This is a genomic window from Bacillus sp. FSL K6-1005 (assembly GCF_038000225.1).
In the GTDB taxonomy this organism is placed as follows: domain Bacteria; phylum Bacillota; class Bacilli; order Bacillales; family Bacillaceae; genus Bacillus; species Bacillus mojavensis.
Window position 1 is genome coordinate 408,017 of sequence record NZ_JBBOBP010000001.1, and the last position, 20,755, is coordinate 428,771.

22 protein-coding genes are annotated in these 20,755 nt (G+C 46.1%); 17 read left to right on the forward strand and 5 right to left on the reverse strand.

Annotation, left to right across the window (positions count from 1 at the left end):
• Positions 1-12: 12 nt before the first annotated feature.
• Positions 13-1,080 (reverse strand): NAD(P)/FAD-dependent oxidoreductase, encoded by a 1,068-nt coding sequence (locus tag NST16_RS02020; protein ID WP_010331737.1) that lies wholly within the window; start codon positions 1,078-1,080, stop codon positions 13-15.
• A gap of 263 nt (positions 1,081-1,343) precedes the next feature.
• Between NST16_RS02020 and NST16_RS02025 the strand changes: the two genes are divergently transcribed.
• The 4 genes from NST16_RS02025 (at position 1,344) to NST16_RS02040 (ending at position 4,350) form a co-directional block, all read left to right on the forward strand.
• Entirely contained in the window at positions 1,344-1,580 is a 237-nt protein-coding gene (locus NST16_RS02025) for a YuzB family protein (protein ID WP_010331736.1), read from the forward strand.
• A 136-nt stretch (positions 1,581-1,716) separates the two neighbouring features.
• Complete coding sequence (locus NST16_RS02030; RefSeq protein ID WP_010331735.1) at positions 1,717-2,931, forward strand: NupC/NupG family nucleoside CNT transporter; 1,215 nt, start codon at positions 1,717-1,719, stop codon at positions 2,929-2,931.
• A gap of 123 nt (positions 2,932-3,054) precedes the next feature.
• Entirely contained in the window at positions 3,055-3,909 is an 855-nt protein-coding gene (dapF, locus tag NST16_RS02035; RefSeq protein ID WP_010331734.1) for a diaminopimelate epimerase, read from the forward strand.
• A gap of 78 nt (positions 3,910-3,987) precedes the next feature.
• Entirely contained in the window at positions 3,988-4,350 is a 363-nt protein-coding gene (locus NST16_RS02040; protein WP_010331733.1) for a HesB/IscA family protein, read from the forward strand.
• A gap of 52 nt (positions 4,351-4,402) precedes the next feature.
• On the opposite strand, the gene guaC is transcribed toward NST16_RS02040, so the two are convergent.
• On the reverse strand, positions 4,403-5,383 hold the full coding sequence (gene guaC / locus NST16_RS02045; RefSeq protein ID WP_010331732.1) for a GMP reductase: 981 nt from the start codon (positions 5,381-5,383) through the stop codon (positions 4,403-4,405).
• 277 nt (positions 5,384-5,660) lie between these two features.
• Here guaC and NST16_RS02050 point away from each other — a divergent pair, with 277 nt between their 5' ends.
• On the forward strand, positions 5,661-5,801 hold the full coding sequence (locus tag NST16_RS02050; protein ID WP_010331731.1) for a hypothetical protein: 141 nt from the start codon (positions 5,661-5,663) through the stop codon (positions 5,799-5,801).
• Positions 5,802-5,841: 40 nt separating this feature from the next.
• Here the strand turns inward: NST16_RS02050 and yumC are convergent, their stop codons facing one another.
• A complete protein-coding gene (gene yumC / locus NST16_RS02055; RefSeq protein ID WP_010331730.1) occupies positions 5,842-6,840 on the reverse strand; it encodes a ferredoxin--NADP reductase 2 in 999 nt (332 codons plus the stop codon).
• A gap of 330 nt (positions 6,841-7,170) precedes the next feature.
• Here yumC and NST16_RS02060 point away from each other — a divergent pair, with 330 nt between their 5' ends.
• The 4 genes from NST16_RS02060 to NST16_RS02075 all read left to right on the forward strand — a co-directional run bounded on the left by NST16_RS02060 (position 7,171) and on the right by NST16_RS02075 (position 9,843).
• Positions 7,171-8,391: an NAD(P)/FAD-dependent oxidoreductase gene (locus NST16_RS02060; protein WP_029441137.1), complete on the forward strand. Its 1,221-nt coding sequence runs from the start codon at positions 7,171-7,173 to the stop codon at positions 8,389-8,391.
• Between the two features lie 174 nt (positions 8,392-8,565).
• Positions 8,566-8,709 carry a YuiA family protein gene (locus NST16_RS02065; protein ID WP_024122716.1) on the forward strand — a complete coding sequence of 48 codons (144 nt, stop codon included), beginning with the start codon at positions 8,566-8,568 and terminating at the stop codon, positions 8,707-8,709.
• 50 nt (positions 8,710-8,759) lie between these two features.
• The gene (locus NST16_RS02070) at positions 8,760-9,080 is read left to right on the forward strand and encodes a YuiB family protein (protein ID WP_010331727.1); all 321 of its coding nucleotides are present in this window, start codon (positions 8,760-8,762) and stop codon (positions 9,078-9,080) included.
• 103 nt (positions 9,081-9,183) lie between these two features.
• Complete coding sequence (locus tag NST16_RS02075) at positions 9,184-9,843, forward strand: 3D domain-containing protein (RefSeq protein ID WP_340888256.1); 660 nt, start codon at positions 9,184-9,186, stop codon at positions 9,841-9,843.
• A 33-nt stretch (positions 9,844-9,876) separates the two neighbouring features.
• Here the strand turns inward: NST16_RS02075 and NST16_RS02080 are convergent, their stop codons facing one another.
• Positions 9,877-10,353, reverse strand: a complete 477-nt coding sequence (locus NST16_RS02080) for a divergent PAP2 family protein (RefSeq protein ID WP_044158979.1) — start codon at positions 10,351-10,353, stop codon at positions 9,877-9,879.
• A 155-nt stretch (positions 10,354-10,508) separates the two neighbouring features.
• On the opposite strand from NST16_RS02080, the gene NST16_RS02085 reads away from it, so the two are divergent.
• A complete protein-coding gene (locus NST16_RS02085; protein WP_268448417.1) occupies positions 10,509-12,011 on the forward strand; it encodes a leucyl aminopeptidase in 1,503 nt (500 codons plus the stop codon).
• Positions 12,012-12,155: 144 nt separating this feature from the next.
• A complete protein-coding gene (locus tag NST16_RS02090) occupies positions 12,156-13,484 on the forward strand; it encodes a Na+/H+ antiporter family protein (protein ID WP_010331723.1) in 1,329 nt (442 codons plus the stop codon).
• Positions 13,485-13,555: 71 nt separating this feature from the next.
• On the opposite strand, the gene NST16_RS02095 is transcribed toward NST16_RS02090, so the two are convergent.
• Positions 13,556-14,158 carry a biotin transporter BioY gene (locus tag NST16_RS02095; protein ID WP_168748657.1) on the reverse strand — a complete coding sequence of 201 codons (603 nt, stop codon included), beginning with the start codon at positions 14,156-14,158 and terminating at the stop codon, positions 13,556-13,558.
• A gap of 100 nt (positions 14,159-14,258) precedes the next feature.
• On the opposite strand from NST16_RS02095, the gene NST16_RS02100 reads away from it, so the two are divergent.
• From NST16_RS02100 to NST16_RS02125, 6 genes are all read left to right on the forward strand, one after another.
• Positions 14,259-14,855, forward strand: a complete 597-nt coding sequence (locus NST16_RS02100; protein ID WP_268447257.1) for a sulfite oxidase-like oxidoreductase — start codon at positions 14,259-14,261, stop codon at positions 14,853-14,855.
• 212 nt (positions 14,856-15,067) lie between these two features.
• The gene (gene besA, locus NST16_RS02105; RefSeq protein WP_340883715.1) at positions 15,068-15,937 is read left to right on the forward strand and encodes a ferri-bacillibactin esterase BesA; all 870 of its coding nucleotides are present in this window, start codon (positions 15,068-15,070) and stop codon (positions 15,935-15,937) included.
• Between the two features lie 187 nt (positions 15,938-16,124).
• The gene (locus NST16_RS02110; protein WP_229149108.1) at positions 16,125-16,910 is read left to right on the forward strand and encodes a 2,3-dihydro-2,3-dihydroxybenzoate dehydrogenase; all 786 of its coding nucleotides are present in this window, start codon (positions 16,125-16,127) and stop codon (positions 16,908-16,910) included.
• 25 nt (positions 16,911-16,935) lie between these two features.
• Positions 16,936-18,132 carry an isochorismate synthase DhbC gene (gene dhbC / locus NST16_RS02115; RefSeq protein WP_268504707.1) on the forward strand — a complete coding sequence of 399 codons (1,197 nt, stop codon included), beginning with the start codon at positions 16,936-16,938 and terminating at the stop codon, positions 18,130-18,132.
• A 28-nt stretch (positions 18,133-18,160) separates the two neighbouring features.
• Positions 18,161-19,780 (forward strand): (2,3-dihydroxybenzoyl)adenylate synthase, encoded by a 1,620-nt coding sequence (locus NST16_RS02120; protein ID WP_168748652.1) that lies wholly within the window; start codon positions 18,161-18,163, stop codon positions 19,778-19,780.
• Positions 19,781-19,805: 25 nt separating this feature from the next.
• A complete protein-coding gene (locus NST16_RS02125) occupies positions 19,806-20,741 on the forward strand; it encodes an isochorismatase (protein ID WP_168748651.1) in 936 nt (311 codons plus the stop codon).
• Positions 20,742-20,755: the final 14 nt, after the last annotated feature.

Consider the following 20,755-nt stretch of genomic DNA (forward strand, 5'->3'; position numbering starts at 1 on the left):
GCGGTTCTGCTATTATCCGTTATGGTGTTTGTACATCCACAGCAAGCCGGATTTCAGCAAACGCGGAACACGGCCGATCAGCGGACGGTCAGCAACAAGTCCGAAGCCGGCTTTTTTCCCGAGTGAACCTAAAACGCCTTTCAGCTTAAATTGAGGCATCGATTCAGGAAGGGCTTCACCATTCCAGCGTTTTTGCAATATTTGGACAATCTGTTCTGCTTGAGCTTCTGCCAGCTGGGCACTCGGTGCGTGAGGAAGGCTGGCACAATCTCCGACAACATACAGATGTTCATCACCCGGGACATTGTGATGAGGCGTTAACACGACACGGCCTTGTGCGTCCTTTTCCACATCCAAGTCTCTGACGACTTTATTCGGCTGTATGCCGGCTGTCCATACGATGGCGTCTGCGGAAATTGCGTCATCGTGGTTATATACAACGCCTTCTTCTACTCTTGTGATATTTGCCCTGTTAATAATGCGGACACCGTGCTCTTCGAACCATTTTTGCACATATTTGCTCAAACGCTCGGGAAAGCTTGATAAAATGAGATCTCCGCGGTCAAACAAAATAATGTTCAGATCGTCACGGCTTTCTCTTAACTCACTTGCAAGTTCAACGCCGCTTAGGCCTGCTCCGACAATGGCAACAGTCGCTTCGGCGCTTAAGTTGTTCAGCTTTTGATAGGTTTCGCGGGACTGATCGATGGTTTGAATGCTGTAGGTGAATTCAGGCGCTCCCGGCACGTTATGATATTTATCCTCGCAGCCGAGCCCGATCACTGCGTCATCGTAAGAAATCGGTTCGCGGTCATGGAACAGCACTTGTTTTTGTGCAATATCAATTGAAGAAATATCGCCGTACTCGACATCCAGGCGAGGGTGCTCTGGGAACGTCACTCTGATATGGTGGTCAGAAATTGTGCCTGCGGCAAGGGCATAATATTCTGTTTTTAAGCAGTGATAAGGATTTCTGTCAATTAACGTGATTGAAACATCATGAGGCAGCTGGTTGGGCAATAAGCGATGAAGAACACGCATGTTTCCGTAACCTCCGCCGATCAAGACCAATTTTTTCATTTGAATTCCCCTTTAACCCGAAGAGTATGATAGATACATTGATGGAAAATACGAACTTTGTAAAATAACATCTAGAATTATATCGAATTTGATCTAAAATCACAATATTAGTTTCAAAATAACCTACAAATTGGCCTTAAAACGCAAATTAGTAAAACGTTATTGAAGGAATGATATGTTACGATAATAAATTTTGAAGTGTTCGTTGTCTTTGACGAATAGTGAAAAATTCGCGATAATGTTCATATGTGAGGTGAAATCGCATGAATCCAATGATTGAATTTTGTGTCAGCAATCTGGCTCACGGCTCTCAGGAAGCCCGAGCGATTTTAGAGAAAGATCCGAATCTGGATGTTCTTGAATACGGCTGTTTAAGCTATTGCGGGAAATGTATGGAATCACTATTCGCTTTAGTAAACGGAGAAGTCGTTACGGGTGAAACACCTGCTGAGCTTGTTGAGAATATATATACATTTATTGAAGAAAACCCAATGTTTTGAAGAAAAGGGCCTGAGACAGGCCCTTTTTTATTTTGCTGTACAAAAGGACTGAAAAAATGTGTAGACATCAAAAAATATTATTGTTATCGTATAAAAGATTTGTTTTAAATAAATTTTAAGAGGTGTAGGTGTATTCATGAATGTTCTGTGGGGACTGCTTGGCGCAGTTGGAATAATCGCCATCGCGTTTTTATTTTCAGAAAAGAAAAGCAATATTAGAATAAGAACCGTCATCGTTGGTTTATGTATACAGGTGGCGTTTGGATACATCGTGTTGAAATGGGAAGCGGGACGCGCTGTTTTTTTATGGTTTTCAAGCCGTGTACAGCTTCTGATTGATTATGCGAATGAAGGCATCAGTTTCATATTTGGGCCGCTTTTAAAAGTCGGCGACAGCCCGGCGTTTGCTTTAAGTGTACTGCCTGTCATCATCTTTTTCTCAGCATTGATCGCAGTTTTATATCATTTAAAAATCATGCAGCTCATTTTCCGTGTGATCGGCGGCGGATTGTCGAAGCTTCTTGGGACAAGCAAGACGGAATCTCTTGCGGCTGCTGCTAATATTTTTGTAGGGCAATCGGAATCTCCTTTGGTGATCAGGCCCCTCATTGCAGGGCTGACGCGCTCTGAACTGTTTACAATTATGACGAGCGGTCTATCGGCTGTTGCGGGTTCAACTTTGTTTGGCTACGCCCTTCTCGGTATTCCGATTGAATACTTGCTTGCGGCGAGCTTCATGGCTGCTCCCGCGGGTCTGGTTTTCGGGAAATTAATCATTCCTGAAACGGAAACGCCGCAAACAGTAAAAGGCGATTTCAAAATGGATGAAGGCGAAGGAGCGGCCAATGTAATTGACGCGGCTGCAAAGGGTGCGTCAACAGGTCTGCAAATTGCGCTGAACGTTGGTGCGATGTTGCTAGCATTTGTCGCATTAATCGCCGTGGTCAACGGTATTCTCGGCGGTGTTTTCGGCTTGTTCGGTTTAAAAGATGTCACATTAGAATCTCTTCTCGGCTATGTGTTTTCTCCAATCGCCTTTTTGATTGGTGTGCCATGGCATGAAGCGTTGCATGCTGGAAGCTTTATCGGCCAGAAATTGGTGCTGAATGAGTTTGTCGCTTATTCTAACTTCGGTCCGCACATCGGCGAGTTTTCTAAAAAAACAGCTACGATTATCAGCTTTGCGTTATGCGGATTCGCAAATTTCTCCTCGATTGCGATTATGCTCGGTACGCTTGGCGGTTTAGCGCCAAGCCGCCGCTCAGATATCGCACGCCTTGGGTTGAAGGCGGTTCTAGCGGGAACATTAGCCAATCTGCTGAGCGCGGCTATTGCCGGCATGTTCATATAAAAGATAAAAGCTCCTTGCGTCAATTGCAAGGAGCTTTTATGTATGAAAAACGGGGGATAATTGTATTGTGTCCGTTTATAATAGCTTTTATACTAAGAAAAAGAGAAAAAGTTGGAGGCATCTATGAACTCATTTCGATTTACCAAAATGCACGGTCTTGGAAACAGCTATATATACGTGAATCAATTTGAAGAACAACTGCCGGAAGAACAACTGTCTGAAATAGCGATTCAGGTGTCTTCCGTTTATACAGGGATCGGCTCCGACGGAATGATCCTCATATGCCCTTCAGATCAAGCGCCTGTCAAAATGCGGATTTTTAATAATGACGGATCTGAAGGGAAAAACTGCGGCAACGGCCTGCGCTGCGTTGCAAAATACGCGTATGAGCATAAGCTGGTTGAGGAAACATCATTTCTGATTGAAACCCTCTCCGGACTTGTGAAAGCGGAGGTTCAAGTTGAAAACGGAAAGGTGAATGTTGTCACTGTCGATATGGGTGAACCTCGTCTGACAAAAGCCGATCTTCCGATGCTTGGCGGCGGTGAGGAGCAAACCATTAATGAAGCAATGACATTTGGCGAAGCTGAACTAAAAGGCACCGCGGTTTCAATGGGCAATCCGCATATCGTTTTTCCGATTGCCGATATTGAACAGGCACCGCTGACGACACTGGGGCCGGTGATTGAGAAAGATCCTAGATTTCCGGAAGGTGTGAATGTCGAGTTTGTGGAAACCGTGAATGAACATGAACTGCACTTCCGCGTGTGGGAACGGGGATCAGGCATCACACAGGCATGCGGTACAGGCGCATGTGCAGCAGCTGTCGCATCTGTTTTAAACGGTGTATCAAAACAAAATGAAGACATTACGGTTCATTTGGCGGGCGGAGATCTGGTCATTAACTGGAAAGAGAATGGCCATGTGATGATGACAGGTCCGGCGGAGACTGTTTGTGAGGGCGTCTATTTTTTATAAAACAGCTAGTTTGAGAAATGAGCCCATCAAGTTTATAATATAAGACAACATCCGGTTTTTAAAAGGAGGTTCACCATAATGAGCAACCCTGTAACAATTACAGAAGCAGCAGCTTTGCATATAAAAGATATGATGAAAGAGCATGAAGAAGAAAACGCGTTTCTGCGCGTTGGCGTTAAAGGCGGCGGCTGCAGCGGCCTTTCATACGGAATGGGCTTTGAGCATGAAAAAAGCGAAGCAGACAGTATGTTTGAGGAGCACGGCATTACTGTTCTCGTTGACAAAGAAAGCCTTGATATCATGAACGGCACTATTATAGACTTTAAGCAATCCATGCTTGGCGGCGGCTTTACCATCGATAATCCAAACGCCATCGCCTCATGCGGCTGCGGTTCTTCTTTCAGAACAGCGACGAATGCAGGTAAACCAGAAGAGTGCTAATAATAGAAAAAAGCCAAGTCAAGCGGCGAACCGCTGACTTGGCTTTTTTGTTTTAATACTTATCTCCATTAAAAATCGAATTCTTCACAATGACATAATCCACATTGCGGATAGCCTCCAGCTTAGTTCCGCCAGCATAAGAAATAGAAGATTGAAGATCCTGTTCCATTTCAGTCAGCGTATCCATGATTGCGCCTTTATGCTCCACATGCATTTTTTTGCCTTCGACATTTTTCTTTTCGCCTTTTTGATATTCAGAGGCTGAGCCAAAGTATTCTTTGTAGAGCTTTCCGTCTTTTTCAATGGTTTGTCCCGGTGATTCCTCGTGTCCGGCAAATAGTGAGCCGATCATGACCATGGTGGCGCCGAATCGGATTGATTTTGCGATGTCGCCATGGGTGCGGATTCCGCCATCAGCAATAATTGGTTTGCTGGCGGCTTTTGCGCACCAGCGCAGCGCGGCTAATTGCCATCCGCCTGTGCCGAAGCCGGTTTTAATTTTCGTTATACATACTTTTCCCGGTCCGATACCGACTTTTGTGGCATCCGCTCCGGCATTTTCGAGCTCTCTTACCGCTTCCGGTGTTCCGACATTTCCCGCGATGACAAAGCTGTCCGGAAGATGCTTTTTAAGGTGCTGAATCATCTCAATGACGGCATTGGAATGTCCGTGAGCGATGTCGATGGTCACGTATTCAGGTACCAGATTTTCTTCTGCCAGGTGACGGACAAATTCATACTCCTCATCTTTGACCCCAACACTGATAGAAGAGAATAGTCCACGTGCGTTCATGTCCTTTATAAAGTCAATCCGTTTTTCAGGTTCAAAGCGGTGCATCACATAAAAGTAGCCGTTTTCGGCTAATGAAACCGCAAGTTTCTCATCTATAATCGTCTGCATATTGGCAGGAACGACGGGCAATTTAAATGTACGTCCGCCTAACCGTACGGATGTGTCACACTCAGAACGGCTGTTCACAATGCATTTTGCAGGAATTAGCTGAATATCTTCGTAATCAAACACGTTTTCCATAGAATCCACTCCTAAATACGAATATTTATAATAAAAATATATCAAATGTTCGCCTTGTATAATGTACTCTGTTTTATTTAGGATGTCAAACGTTTTATTCGCTTACAGGTGAGTGCAAGTGCCGAAGCTTGTCATGCACTGTGAGTTTGGGTATGATAGTTTTAATTGAATGGACTTAGAATGCGGATAAAAACGAAATTATATACGTTCAGCAAAGCTTGGTCCTTCAGCACCAGGCTTTCTTTATGACATGGACATGTGAAAGGAGCGAATGGAGATGACTCAAAGTGAAGAAAAACCACCGAAGTCCCAAAAGATCCAAGACCGCATTATCATGACTACGATCTGGATTGTAGCAGCTCTTGTGATTGCGCTGGTTATTGGAACTGCGATGAATTATATCAATATCTTCAAATAAAAAAGGAGCTGTGTCACCTTGACACAAACTCCTTTTTTTATTACTTATTTTCAAAAAGACTTGTAGAGTGCAGCGGCTGTACGCGAGCTTTTGGATCCATATAAGCTTTCGCGTTGTTAACAGCTGTCGGTGCTTCGCCGAAGCCGCTTGCGATCAGATTGACTTTTCCTTCGTATGTGCAAATGTCACCTGCGGCGAAGAAGCCTTCGATGTTTGTTTCCATTGTAGATTTGACAACAATGGAGTTTTTCTCAATTTCAAGTCCCCAGTTTTTGATCGGTCCAAGAGATGATACGAAGCCGTAGTTGACGATTAAGTCGTCAATTTCTAAAATCTCTTTGCGCTCGCCTTTCACTTCCTCAAGCACAAGCTGCTCGATTTTGTCTTCTCCGATGAGCTCCGCCGGAACAAATGGAGTCAGGACATTCACCTTAGATGCGTGAAGGTTTTCCACACTGTGCTCATGCGCGCGGAATTTATCGCGGCGGTGAACGATGGAAACTTCTTTTGCAATTGGCTCAAGCATAAGTGCCCAGTCAACCGCTGAATCTCCTCCGCCCAGAATCGCAACGCGTCGGCCGGCGAATTTTTGTAAATCATCAACGAAGTAGTGAAGGTTTTTGCCTTCGTATTGTTCAGCTGTTTCAAGCTCGAGCTTTCTTGGTTTGAATGCGCCGTTTCCTGCAGTGATGATGACCGTTTTAGAGTAATGGGTTTCTTCGTTTGTCACAAGCTTAAACACGCCGTCTGCTTGTTTTTCAACAGATTCAACCGCCTGCTCTAAACAAATGGTTTGGTCGAATTTCGCCATTTGCTCTTTTAAGTTGTTCACTAGCTCTTGGGCGCGGATTTTCGGGAATCCTGCTACGTCATATATATATTTCTCAGGGTACAGGGCGCTAAGCTGTCCGCCAAGCTGAGGCAGGCTTTCGATAATTTTGACGCTTGCCTGTCTCATGCCTCCGTAAAAAGCGGTGAATAAGCCGACCGGTCCCCCGCCTATAATGGTAATATCATAAACCTTTGTATCCTCTCGCATACGAAAATTGCCTCCTAAATGAAAATTGTTATTAATTATACCATATTGCTCTTAAAATTGACGAGTCAGCAGAAAAATTCGCGGTACATTGTATGCGCATTCATTCTTGATCATATGCCCGCAGGCCGATACGATAAGAAAAAAATGAATTCATCTTTTTTCTGAATGTTTCATGAACCAGCCGGATAAACATGATAGTAGTGCTATGGGTGTGGACTTCACAAAAAAACTTTTCAATATATTTCATAAAATCCTGCCAATAAGCTGAAGATAACACAAATGATGATTTTTATATGCGTCTAACAGCAAAAAAAAGAGAAGGTGGATGTGATGGCATTGAATAAGCCCAAAATCGTGATTTTAGGTGCAGGTTATGGCGGATTGATGACAGTGACAAGGCTAACGAAGCATGTCGGTCCGAATGATGCTGATATTACGCTTGTGAATAAACACAATTATCATTATGAAACAACATGGATGCACGAAGCGAGCGCCGGCACGCTCCATCATGACCGTTGCCGTTATCAGATAAAAGATGTAATTAACCAGTCACGTGTCAATTTTGTACAGGATACCGTGAAGGCAATCAAAATAGACGAGAAGAAAGTGGTGCTTGCCAATGGAGAGCTGCAGTACGATTATTTAGTTATCGGCCTCGGAGCGGTACCTGAAACGTTCGGCATTAAAGGCTTAAAAGAATTTGCGTTTCCGATCGCCAATATCAATACATCTCGTGTGCTTCGGGAACATATTGAGCTGCAATTTGCGACTTACAACATTGAAGCTGAAAAACGGCCGGACAGGTTAACAATCGTTGTCGGAGGAGCCGGATTTACGGGTATTGAATTCCTTGGCGAACTGGCTGCCCGTGTGCCGGAGCTCTGCAAGGAGTATGACGTTGACAGAAGTCTTGTACGCATTATTTGTGTAGAAGCAGCGCCGACCGTATTGCCGGGCTTTGATCCCGAGCTTGTCGATTATGCTGTTCACTATCTTGAGGAGAATGGCGTTGAGTTTAAAATCGGCACGGCGGTTCAAGAGTGTACTGCAGAAGGAGTCACAGTCGGCAAAAAAGATGAGGAGCCAGAGCAAATCAAATCGCAAACAGTGGTGTGGGCAGCAGGTGTCCGCGGACATCCGATTGTTGAAGAAGCCGGCTTTGAAAATATGCGCGGCCGGGTGAAAGTCAATCCTGATCTTCGCGCGCCCGGACATGACAACGTGTTTATTCTCGGCGACAGCTCGCTGTTTATCAATGAAGACACTGACCGTCCTTATCCGCCGACCGCCCAAATCGCGATGCAGCAGGGAACTACGGTCGCTAAAAACATTGCAAAACTCATTAAGGGCGGCGAGCTTGAAGAATTCAAACCTGACATAAAAGGAACGGTGGCTTCTCTCGGCGAGCATAATGCGGTCGGAGTCGTGTACGGAAGAAAACTGAAAGGCACCCCGGCTTCTTTTATGAAAAAAGTCATCGATAACCGTTCGCTGTTTTTAATCGGCGGACTCGGACTCACACTGAAAAAAGGCAAATTTAAGTTTTTCTAAAAACCCGCGCTCCGCGGGTTTTGTTTTATTAAAAAACGCCAAAATAAAAAGAGAACAAGAGCAAAATAAAAATGTTTCCGCTTACATCAAAAGATTTGTCACATGATCTGACTTTATCATTGACAGCTTGATATGGTATTATTATCTGAAAATTAAGAAAAAGGTGATGCTAAGATGAAAACCGCAACGACAACCGCTTCACAGGCATGCCCGTTTTGCTCAGGGAAAGGGTATTTTCAATTAATCCTCGGCGGTTCAGAAACTTGTCCGTCATGTCAGGGGACAGGTAAAGACAGTCATTCATTTTCCAGCCGTTGACTTTTTAAAAGCCCCCGCGGTACACTAAAAGTAACGCAGGGGGTGGGGTTTTGATTAGTCTGCCAGTCGTTATCATCTCAATTGTTTTATTTTTTGTTTTGTTTTTTGGAATCGGTTTCTTATTAAACATGCTGCTGAGAATGTCCTGGATTATGGCTGTGATTTATCCGATTGTATGCCTTTTCATTATCAGTAAGGAAAAGCTGATCAGCTATATTCAATCACCAGGCGAATCTTTTGCCGGCCTGTTTCAGAGAGTCGTATCGTTAGCTGCTGCAGATGTATTGATTTTAGCCAGCGGTCTGGCCGGCGCGATTGTATCAGGCATAGCGATCAACATGCTCAGAAAAAGAGGATATCAGATGTTTTAATGCCGCTTTCTTTCTAAAGAAAGCTTTTTTTGTGCCTTCAGCACATTCACCATTTTGAATATTGTTCCTGCTATGTGGGAACAATGATTCGGAGGAGAGGTGAATAATGTTGAAAATGATCAGACGTTTGCTGATGACCTGTTTATTTCTGCTCGCGTTTGCCACGACATATTTAGCCGTATCAGGAGTAGAGGCGAAGGACTTATCAAAATGGGTGCAAGAAAATAATGAGAAGCACTCGAAGAATACTGGACTGACGTTAAAAGCATTGCAGCAGAAACACGAAAAAACGATGTCCACTGCAGACAAAGCAAAAGACAAACCATTGGAAGAAGCCTTTGACTGGGACGAGTATCCGGCACGGAAAGTAACGGCTACAGGCTACACAGCGGGAGTCGAATCGACGGGTAAAAAGCCTGGAGATCCATTATATGGGCTTACATATTCAGGTGTTAAAGTGAAAAGAGATTTATACTCTACGGTTGCCGCCGATCCATCCGTTTTTCCGATCGGCACCATTTTATTCATCCCGAACTACGGTTTGGGCGTCGTTGCGGACACAGGATCGGCCATCAAGGGAAATCGCATTGATTTGTACTTTGAAACCGTTCATGATGTCTACAATGAATGGGGCAAAAAAACCCTAGATGTGTATGTAATTAAGAAGGGCACCGGAAAAGTCACTGAGGATGAACTGGTAAAGCTTAATGAAACAAAATCATTGCAGGTGTTCAGAAATCAATACAAAACAGTGAAAGAATAAAACGCTCCAGCAGCTGCTGAAGCGTTGTTTTTTTTACAGAAAAAAATATGCCAGTGCCAGTGTTAATAAAATTCCTGTCAATCCGCCAAAAAAGACCTCGATTGGCTGATGGCCGAGAAGCTCTTTCAGCTTTTTTTGTTTTTCCTTCTCTTCAGCTTTCGGGAAATCTTTTGCTTCATTCACAAAACGGTTAAAATCAATCACAAGCTTATTAATGACTGTTGCCTGCTCGCCGGCATGACGTCTGACGCCGGTTGCGTCAAACATGGTAATGACGGCAAAAATGGCTGAAACCGCAAAGAGAGAGGAACCTAATCCATGCTCTAAGGCTACGCCTGTAGAAAGCGCCGTCACAGCCGCGGAATGGGAACTCGGCATGCCGCCTGTACTTGTCACCAGCGACCAGTCCAGTTTTCTGGATACGATAAATTGTATCGGCACTTTAATGACTTGTGCAAAGATGATGGCAGCAAGGCTTGATAATAAAGGAAAATTCATAAAAAGTTCCATAGGCGACATCCTTTCTATATGAAAATCTTTCGTGTTACAAAAGAAAAAAGCAGGTCTTCGTCTGTTGTTTGATAAAATAAATGTAAGGAAAGAATGTATTTCCTATTATACCATTGTTCATTACAAATACCCATTACGTTAGGAGTGTAAGCCTTATGTTTTATGCGGTTCAACAATTAGAGCATACTGAAACCCTAGTGGTCGGACTTTTTCAAAAAAGCCAGCTGACAGGCAAAGCAAAGGAAATTGATGAAAAACTGGAAGGCCATCTGACTCAGCTTCTGAAAGACGGTGATGTCTCTGCCAAACGGAATCAAGTATCAAAAGTATTCCCTCCGTCCTCCGCTGGTATGAAACGTATTTATTTTGTCGGTTTGGGAAGGGAGGCGAATTATTCATTTGAAGAGGCGAAGGAAAGCTTTGCCCATGTTTTTCAAGCCATTCATAAAGACAGGAAACAAGAGGCTGCCGTACTGCTTGACACATTTATTTGTGAAGAAGTGCCCGCAGCGGATGCCGCTCACGCATTAGCTGAGAGCTGCCTGCTTGCTTCTTATGAGGTGCAGGATTATAAGCACAAATCAAATGAGCCGGATAAACAGCTTGAATCCATCTATGCCGTCACAGATGAAGATACACAAGAAGTGCAGGCCGGGCTTCTTGTCGGCCAGGCATACGGGCAGGGCACAAATTCGGCAAGAACGCTTGTGAATATGCCGGGAAATATGCTGACAGCAACTGACCTGGCTTCATATGCGTCCGAGCTTGCGGCGAAATATGATTTTGAGTGTGAAATATTGGAGAAATCGGATATGGAAGAGCTCGGTATGGGCGGAATCCTTGCGGTAAACCAAGGCTCTGCCGAACCGCCCAAAATGATTGTCTTGAAGTATCAGGGCAAAAAGGAATGGGAAAATGTTATCGGACTTGTCGGAAAAGGAATTACCTTTGACACAGGCGGTTACTCTATTAAAACCAAAACAGGAATTGTCGGCATGAAATCCGATATGGGAGGAGCGGCAGCGGTCCTTGGTGCTATGGAAACGATCGGCGAACTTCGTCCAGAGCAAAATGTGCTGGCTGTCATTCCGTCAACCGACAACATGATTTCAGGCGGGGCGATGAAGCCTGACGATGTCATCGTGTCATTAAGCGGAAAAACGATTGAAATCCTTAATACGGATGCAGAAGGAAGGCTTGTGCTTGCAGACGGCCTTACATATGCGAAACAGCATGGCGCGTCTGTTCTTGTTGATGTGGCAACACTCACTGGCGGCGTTGTTGTGGCATTGGGCACAGAAACAACTGGCGCCATGACAAATAACGAGAGCTTTTATCAGCAGGTGGCTGAAGCTGCGGAAGAGTGCGGTGAGGCCATCTGGCAGCTGCCGATTACAGAAAAGGATAAAAAACGTGTGAAAAACAGCCAAATGGCGGATTTAAACAATTCACCGGGACGGGAAGGCCATGCGATTATGGCAGGAACGTTTCTTGGTGAGTTTGCTGAAACGACACCTTGGGTTCATCTTGATATTGCAGGCACAGCAACTTCAAGTAAAACAAGCTGCTTCGGTCCGTCCGGTGCAACCGGCGTCATGGCAAGGACACTGGCTACGCTGGCAGAGAGATTTACAGCGGAAGAACACACAAAAGCATAACAAATACAGCCCTGCTGCGATTTCGCGGCAGGGTTTTTCTCCTCCAAAATCTTTAGTTGACTAAAGTGTTATGATATGATACGATACGTTCGTACTTTATTTATCTACTACATTAGCAAACTAAAGGATTTTTGGAGGGGTATCATGAATGCAGTCGTCATCGCAGTACTGCTTATGCTTGTCTTAAGCCTTCTGCGTGTCAATATAGTTATTGCTTTAATCATAGGTGCCTTGGCCGGCGGCTTAACAGGAGGACTCGGCCTTGGTGAAACGGTTAAAGCCTTTACAGAGGGGCTCGGCGGAAATGCCACCGTTGCAGTCAGCTACGCTATGCTAGGTGCGTTTGCTGCGGCTTTAACGAAAACAGGTCTTCCGGATGCTATGGTGGAAGCTTCTGTGAAATTAATTGGAAATAAAGAAGACACACGAAAAAAGGCACTGTCTAAAGTGCTCATTGTACTGATTATTTTAATCGTAGCTTGTTTTTCGCAAAACGTGGTACCGGTTCACATCGCATTTATTCCTGTGCTGATACCGCCGCTTTTGAAAATTTTTAATGAGCTTGAAATGGACCGCAGGCTGATTGCATGTGTGATTACGTTCGGCTTAACGGCTCCTTATATTTTGCTGCCTGTCGGCTTCGGCCAGATTTTCCAAGGCATGCTGAAGGACAACATGGCTGATGCGGGTTTAAACGTTCCGCTTGGCGATATTCCGTACGCGCTGATCATACCGGTTGCAGGCATGGTTGTCGGTTTGATTTTATCAGTAATCGTTTATCGCAAACCAAAAGTGTATGAAACAAAAGAAATCTCAGGTGTGAAACCATCTCCATATACGAAAAAAAGTCTGGGAATCGCGGTTCTCGCCATTGTAGTGTCACTCGGCGTCCAGCTTTATTTATCGCAGACCTTGGGAGTAGAAGGGATGATTATGGGGGCGCTGGCCGGCCTGATTATCCTGTTTGTCAGCGGTGTAATGAAACGTGACGAGGCGGATTCATTGATTACTGACGGTATGGTATTAATGGCCTTTATCGGATTTGTTATGCTTGTTGCAGCCGGATTCTCAAATGTCTTGACAAAAACCGGAGATGTCGAGTCATTGGTCAAAACATCAGCTGGTATTATTGGGCACAGCCAGTCAATGGGCGCATTGCTGATGCTGATTGTCGGATTGCTGATTACTATGGGAATCGGCTCATCTTTTGCAACGATTCCGGTGATCACAACGATCTTTGTGCCTCTATGTATGCAGCTCGGATTCAGCCCGATGGCAACGATTGCGATTATCGGAGCGGCTGCCGCGCTTGGTGATGCCGGTTCACCTGCCAGCGACAGTACACTTGGGCCGACTTCAGGTCTGAGTGCGGACGGACAGCATCACCACATTTGGGACACTTGTGTGCCGACATTTATCTTTTATAACATTCCGCTTGTTATTTTTGGCTGGATTGCGGCGCTTGTCTTATAGAAAAAAGGCTCTCCTTAACGGGAGAGCCTTTTTCGTTTATCATTTTAAAAAACCGCTCATTGGAACGGTTTTTAAGTGGACGATATTTGATGTCTGTTAAAGCCGGTTGCTTTATGTATAGAGCGGTAGATCGCAGGTGCGATAAACGTCAGCAGCACAGCCAGTACCGTGTCTTTTACCATAAACCAAGTCATAAAGCCCCAAACCGTGCTGTAGCTCACCGGTGTATGAATCCACAGCTTCAGCGCAAGATACATATAGGTGGTGCCGATGATATACATAATGGCCGTTCCGGTAAGAGAAGCAATCAGAAAACGGATCTTACTTGGCTGGATTTTGCGTTCTACTAACCATCCAGCTGCAAATGCTGCCGGAATGTATGAGATAATGAAGCCGCCGCTTTTACCTGCAAATGGTGCGAAGCCCGCGGAAAACTGAGCGAACACTGGTGCCCCGGCCAATCCGACAAGCGCATATACAAGCATTGCGATAGCAGCGCGTTTGCTGCCGAGAAGCAGAGCCGCCAAGAGGCAGAAAAACGGCTGCATCGACAGCGGAATGCCGGCAACTTGCAAAAAGGGCGCGACTGATGTAATGTTGGCGCCGACAGCCATAAGTGCGGCGAACATGCCGATCAGCGCCATATCACCCGCACGAAGTTTATGTTGTTTCATCGTTGTTCCCCCTTAGGTTTACATACACAATCATAGAGTAATAAAGATCCGAACGATTGTCAACATGAATATCATTTAGGTTAACAAAAGGAGGGTTTACGTGTATTTCGGAAGAATAAAACAGGCCGATCAGTCAGGAAGAGTGCCGCCCAATCAAAATGTGACGACTTCGTTTCCTGTGCTTCATACGGGAAACGTTCCGTATTATGAGGATATGACGAAGTGGAATTTGCAAGTATACGGATTGGTTGATCATCCGATGCTTTTAAGCTTTGAAGATATAAAAGCCTTTCCTCAGTGCGAATCGGAAAATGACATCCATTGCGTAACAGGCTGGTCACGGCTTGATAACGTTTGGCAGGGTGTGCGGGCACGGGATATCGCGGAGAAAGCCGGAGTAAAAGAAGAGGCGGGCTATGTCATTTTACACGCGGAAGAGGGCTGGACGACAAATCTGCCGCTCGATGACTTTTTGGCTGAAACATCACTGCTCGCTTATGCGCATAACGGCGAACCTTTAACGCCTGAACACGGCTTCCCGCTGCGGGGAGTGTTTCCTCATTTGTATTTTTGGAAAAGCGCTAAGTGGCTGCGCGGCATCCAATTTACGAAAGAAAATCATCCCGGTTTTTGGGAGCAGAACGGCTATCATATGAGAGGCGACCCTTGGCAGAATCAGAGATTTACATGGGATTAAGGTTCTAGTGAACGTAGGATAATCAGCACCTTTTTCAGGTTTTTATTTCCATATTGCTAGTCATCAGGTACCTTATTTAGAGAAGGTGCCTTTTTTATTAAGGAAAAAGTTGACTTTGTTTGCCAGAAAACCTATTATTTGAGTTGTCTAGTTGATAGTGAAAATCATTATCATAAATGCAGCCAGTTTTAAAGAGAGGAATGTCATACTGCATGATTGAGAAAAATACAGATGGGGCTAAAGACGGGACCTACAACGCATTTACCATTCCGGGAACGGAAGTGCGTAAAATGTCTTCACGCAATGGCAGCCGCGGCTATCAAATCTTTATCTTAAAACCGAGCACGGAGCCGCCGCCTTCCGGTTATCCGGTTATTTATCTGCTCGACGCCAATTCTATCTTCGGTACAATGTCGGAAGCTGTTCGGGTACAGGGGCGCCGTCCTGAGAAAACAGGGGTAATTCCCGCTGTGATTGTCGGTATTGGCTATGACACAACAGAACCGTTTTCTTCTGCGCGCCACCGGGATTTTACAATGCCTACGTCTTACACGGAGCTGCCGGTAAGGCCTGACGGCAAAGAATGGCCGGAGCATGGAGGAGCGGGGGACTTTTTAAGATTTATTGAAGAGGACCTCAAACCAGAGATTGAACAAGATTATGAGATTGACAGAAACAGACAAACAATCTTTGGCCACTCTCTTGGCGGGCTCTTCGTTTTGCAGGTGCTCTTAACGAAACCGGATGCATTTCAAACGTATATCGCAGGCAGTCCGTCCATTCATTGGAACAAACCATTTATTGAAAAGGAAGCTGAGCGTTTCGCTTCCTGTTTAAAGAAAAACGAGCAGCCTGTCAATATTCTGCTAGCGGCAGGAGAATTGGAAAAGCATCATAAATGCCGAATGAACGATAACGCGAAGGAGCTTTACAAGCGGCTGTCCGCTTTGGCTGAAAAAGGCGTACGGACAGAATTTTGCGAGTTTTCAGGAGAAGGACATATTTCGGTTCTTCCTGTTTTGGTCAGCAGGGCTTTACGTTTCGCGCTTCACCCTGACGGCCCGCACATTTCAATGAGCTGAGAATTGCCTCAGCTCCCATATTTGTCACAAAAATTATATTTGACTGTCGGATGACATTTGGATATGATTATTTTTATAATTGATAATGATAATCATTATCAATAAATTGCGTTTAATAGTAAGGTGAAGCAGTCTTTTTCGCAACATGCCCTTTTTGGCGTTAAAAGCGAAGAAAGGAAATGATGAAATGAAGGTAAGAGGTATAGAAGGCAAGATCGCATTGATTACAGGGGCCGCCCAAGGAATAGGTGAAGCTGTAGCGCGGACGCTTGCCGGTCAAGGGGCACACATCGCTGCGGTTGATTACAATCCAGAAAAGCTTGAAAAAGTCGTGAACAGCCTCAAAGCGGAGGGATGCCGTGCCGAAGCCTTTCCGGCGGATGTGAGAGACAGTGCGGCAATTGACGATATCACGGCTCGAATCGAACGTGACATGGGCCCGATTGACATATTGGTGAACGTAGCGGGCGTGCTTCGGCCCGGGCTGATTCATTCTCTCAGTGATGAGGAATGGGAGGCCACTTTCTCAGTGAATTCGACTGGTGTTTTTAACGCGTCACGCTCAGTCAGCAAATATATGATGAACCGCAGATCCGGTTCAATTGTTACGGTAGGATCAAATGCAGCCGGTGTGCCAAGGACATCTATGGCGGCATACGCCTCATCAAAGGCAGCGGCCGTGATGTTTACAAAGTGCCTTGGCCTTGAGCTTGCAGAATACAACATTCGCTGCAATATTGTTTCTCCCGGATCAACGGAAACAGACATGCAGTGGTCTTTATGGGCTGATGAAAATGGAGCAGAACAAGTCATCAAAGGATCGCTTGATACATTTAAAACGGGAATTCCGCTCAAAAAACTGGCCCAGCCTTCGGATATTGCGGATGCCGTGCTCTTTTTGGTTTCTGAGCAGGCAGGCCATATTACGATGCATAATTTATGTGTAGATGGCGGCGCGACCTTAGGCGTATAAGTTAACTCAAAGGAGGTTTATGAAGATGTTGGAACAAAACGTTATATCTGAAACGAAGGCGGAGCATTTGCTTCATGAGTATCAGCCGGGCGCTTTTTTCTTGGCTTCCCCTCATCGTGTGCTGCTTGGAAAAGGAATAAGTGAAGCCGTGCCGGATGCAGACGGACAAAACCAATTAGAAACCTTACCCGGCCGCATTGCTGAGGCGCTAAACAAAGCAAAGCAATTGGGGCAAAGCCGTCCGGTTGTTGTGGGAGCTGTTCCATTTGATTATTTAAAACCGCCCCGGCTCGTCGTTCCGGAGGAGGTACGGTGGTCGGGACCGCTTCAATTCGGTGATGCCAAGATTGAACAGCAGCCGGAACATACATATCACATACAGCCTGTTCCTGCACCGGAGGACTATAAAAAAGGTGTAGAACAAGGATTGGCAAGCATTGCTGACGGCACACTCAGCAAAATCGTCCTGTCCAGATCGCTGCATCTGACATCACCTGAAGCGATACAAACGGGTGAACTGCTTCACCATCTGGCGCGGCATAATACACATGGTTATACTTTTGCAGCCGAGGTATCAGGCCCAGATGACTCATCTTCCCATCGGACATTACTCGGAGCAAGTCCCGAGCTTCTCGTTTCAAGAATGGGAACTCAGGTGGTATCCAATCCGTTAGCGGGATCTAGACCTCGCAGTGATGATCCTGTTGAGGACCAGCGCCGGGCCGATGAATTGCTTTCTTCCGCAAAGGATCTTCATGAGCATGCTGTTGTGGCTGATGCGGTTGCCGCCGGGCTGCGGCCTTTTTGCCGGTCGCTGGACGTTCCGGAAAAGCCTTCGCTGATCCAAACGGAGACGATGTGGCATTTGTCCAGTGTCATTAAAGGAGAGCTTTCTGATCCGACTGTAACCTCGCTGGAACTAGCCGCCGCGCTTCATCCTACGCCGGCAGTCTGCGGAACACCGACTGACCTTGCAAGAGAAGCCATCCGTGAAATTGAACCTTTTGACCGCGGTTTCTTCACCGGCATGGTAGGCTGGTGTGACGATGCAGGCGATGGCGAATGGATCGTTACGATTCGGTGTGCAGAGGCTGAAGAACGCTCACTTCGTCTTTTTGCAGGGGCCGGTGTTGTAGCCGGATCAAAAGCAGAGGACGAGCTTCAGGAGACATCCGCAAAGTTTCGGACGATGCTTCGCGCAATGGGTGTCAATCACATATGATCAGAAATAATTGCAGGAGGGAAACAGCATGCTGAATGGATTTACGCCGTGGCCTAAGGAGTTTGCGGAAAAGTACCGGGAGAACGGTTGCTGGGCCGGTGAGACTTTTGGAGACATGTTAAGAGACCGGGCTGCCAAACATGGCGATCGAATCGCGATTACATGCGGGGACACCCATTGGAGCTATCAAGAGCTTGACACAAGGGCTGACCGTCTGGCAGCCGGATTGCAAAAGCTCGGTATTAAACCAATGGATCGTGTAGTCGTGCAGCTGCCGAATATCGCGGAGTTTTTTGAAGTCATCTTTGCACTTTTTCGGCTGGGAGCGCTCCCGGTCTTTGCACTGCCTTCTCATCGAAGCAGTGAGATTACATATTTTTGCGAGTTTGCTGAAGCGGAGGCTTATATTATCCCCGATTCCCATTCGGGATTTGACTACCGTACACTTGCCAGACAGGTTCGAAGCAAGCTGCCGTCCTTGAAACACGTCATTGTCGCAGGTGAGGCGGAGGAATTCCAGCCGCTTGAGGCACTGCATACAGAACCTGGCGAGCTGCCTGAAGTAAAATCTTCGGATGTGGCGTTCCTACAGCTTTCTGGCGGAAGCACCGGCTTATCGAAACTGATACCGCGAACCCACGATGATTACATATACAGCCTGCGGATGAGCGCGGAGGTTTGCTGGCTTGATCACAGCACTGTGTACTTGGCCGCATTGCCGATGGCGCACAATTACCCGCTGAGCTCACCCGGGGTGCTAGGCGTATTATACGCTGGAGGAAAAGTGGTTTTATCTCCTTCTCCGAGTCCGGACGACTCGTTCCCTTTGATTGAACGGGAACAGGTGACAATCACAGCTCTTGTCCCGCCGCTTGCAATGGTATGGATGGACGCTGCTGCCTCACGAGATGACGATTTATCAAGCCTTCAAGTGCTGCAGGTAGGCGGCGCGAAATTCAGCGCTGAAGCCGCGCGCAAAGTGAAATCTGTATTCGGCTGCACCTTGCAGCAGGTCTTCGGAATGGCAGAAGGGCTCGTTAATTATACAAGGCTTGATGACCCCGAGGAAGTTATTGTCAATACCCAAGGTAAGCCGATGTCTTCTTACGATGAAATACGTGTGTGGGATGATCAGGACCATGACGTGAAACCTGGTGAAACGGGGCACCTGCTGACACGGGGACCGTATACGATCCGGGGATACTATAAGGCTGATGAGCACAATGCGGCTTCGTTTACCGAGGACGGGTTTTACCGCACTGGCGATCTAGTGAGACTGACATCCGACGGTTATGTTGTCGTGGAAGGACGGGCAAAGGATCAAATCAACCGCGGCGGGGAAAAAGTGGCGGCTGAAGAGGTTGAAAATCATCTTCTGGCACATCCGGCTGTGCATGATGCGGCAATGGTCTCAATGCCAGACCAATTTCTTGGTGAAAGATCATGTGTTTTCATTATTCCCCGGGATCAAGCGCCGAAAGCCGCAGAGCTCAAAGCTTTTCTAAGAGAACGCGGGCTTGCAGCGTATAAAATTCCAGACCGGATCGAATTTGTTGAGTCCTTCCCGCAGACAGGGGTAGGAAAGGTAAGCAAAAAGGCGCTTCGCGAAGCGATCGCCGAAAAACTTCTTGCAGGTTCAAAAAAATAGAAACGATTTGAAAGGGAGTGTTCAAATGGCTATTCCTGCCATTCAGCCGTATCAAATGCCGACAGCGTCTGATATGCCAACAAACAAAGTATCATGGGTGCCTGATCCAAATCGGGCAGTCTTCTTAATACACGATATGCAGAACTATTTTGTCGACGCGTTTACAGCTGGAGCGTCTCCGGTAATAGAGCTTTCAGCAAATATACGCAAACTGAAGGATCAATGTGTTCAGCTCGGGATACCTGTTGTCTACACAGCGCAGCCCGGCAGTCAAAACCCGGAGGACCGGGCATTGCTGACTGATTTTTGGGGACCTGGATTAAGCAGCGGCCCTTATGAGGAAAAAATTGTGGCCGAGCTTGCACCGGTAGACAATGATCTCGTATTGACAAAATGGAGATACAGCGCATTTAAGAGAACGAATCTGCTTGAGATCATGCGTGAACAGGGGCGTGATCAGCTGATCATCTCCGGGATTTATGCTCATATTGGCTGTCTCGTTACAGCATGTGAAGCGTTTATGGAGGATATAGAAGCATTTTTTGTTGCTGATGCAGTTGCTGACTTTTCTCGGGACAAGCATAAAATGGCGCTTGATTATGCGGCTGGGCGCTGTGCGTTTACGCTGATGACCGACAGCTTGCTTGATCAGCTGAAACATACGCCTTCTGCGGCTCAAAAGCCATCAGAAAAAGCTGAAAAACATATATTTACCTGCGAGAGTATCCGCACACAAATTGCTGAGCTTCTCCAAGAATCTCCTGATGACATTGCAGATAATGAGGACTTACTGAATAGGGGACTTGATTCTGTAAGGATCATGACATTAGTGGAACAATGGCGCCGTGAAGGAGCCGAGGTGACATTCGTCGAACTGGCTGAACGGCCGACGATAGAAGAATGGCAGAAATTGCTTTCAATCCGCATTGAGAGAGTGTTGCCAAACGCGGACTATTTATAAAAGGAGGTAAAAAG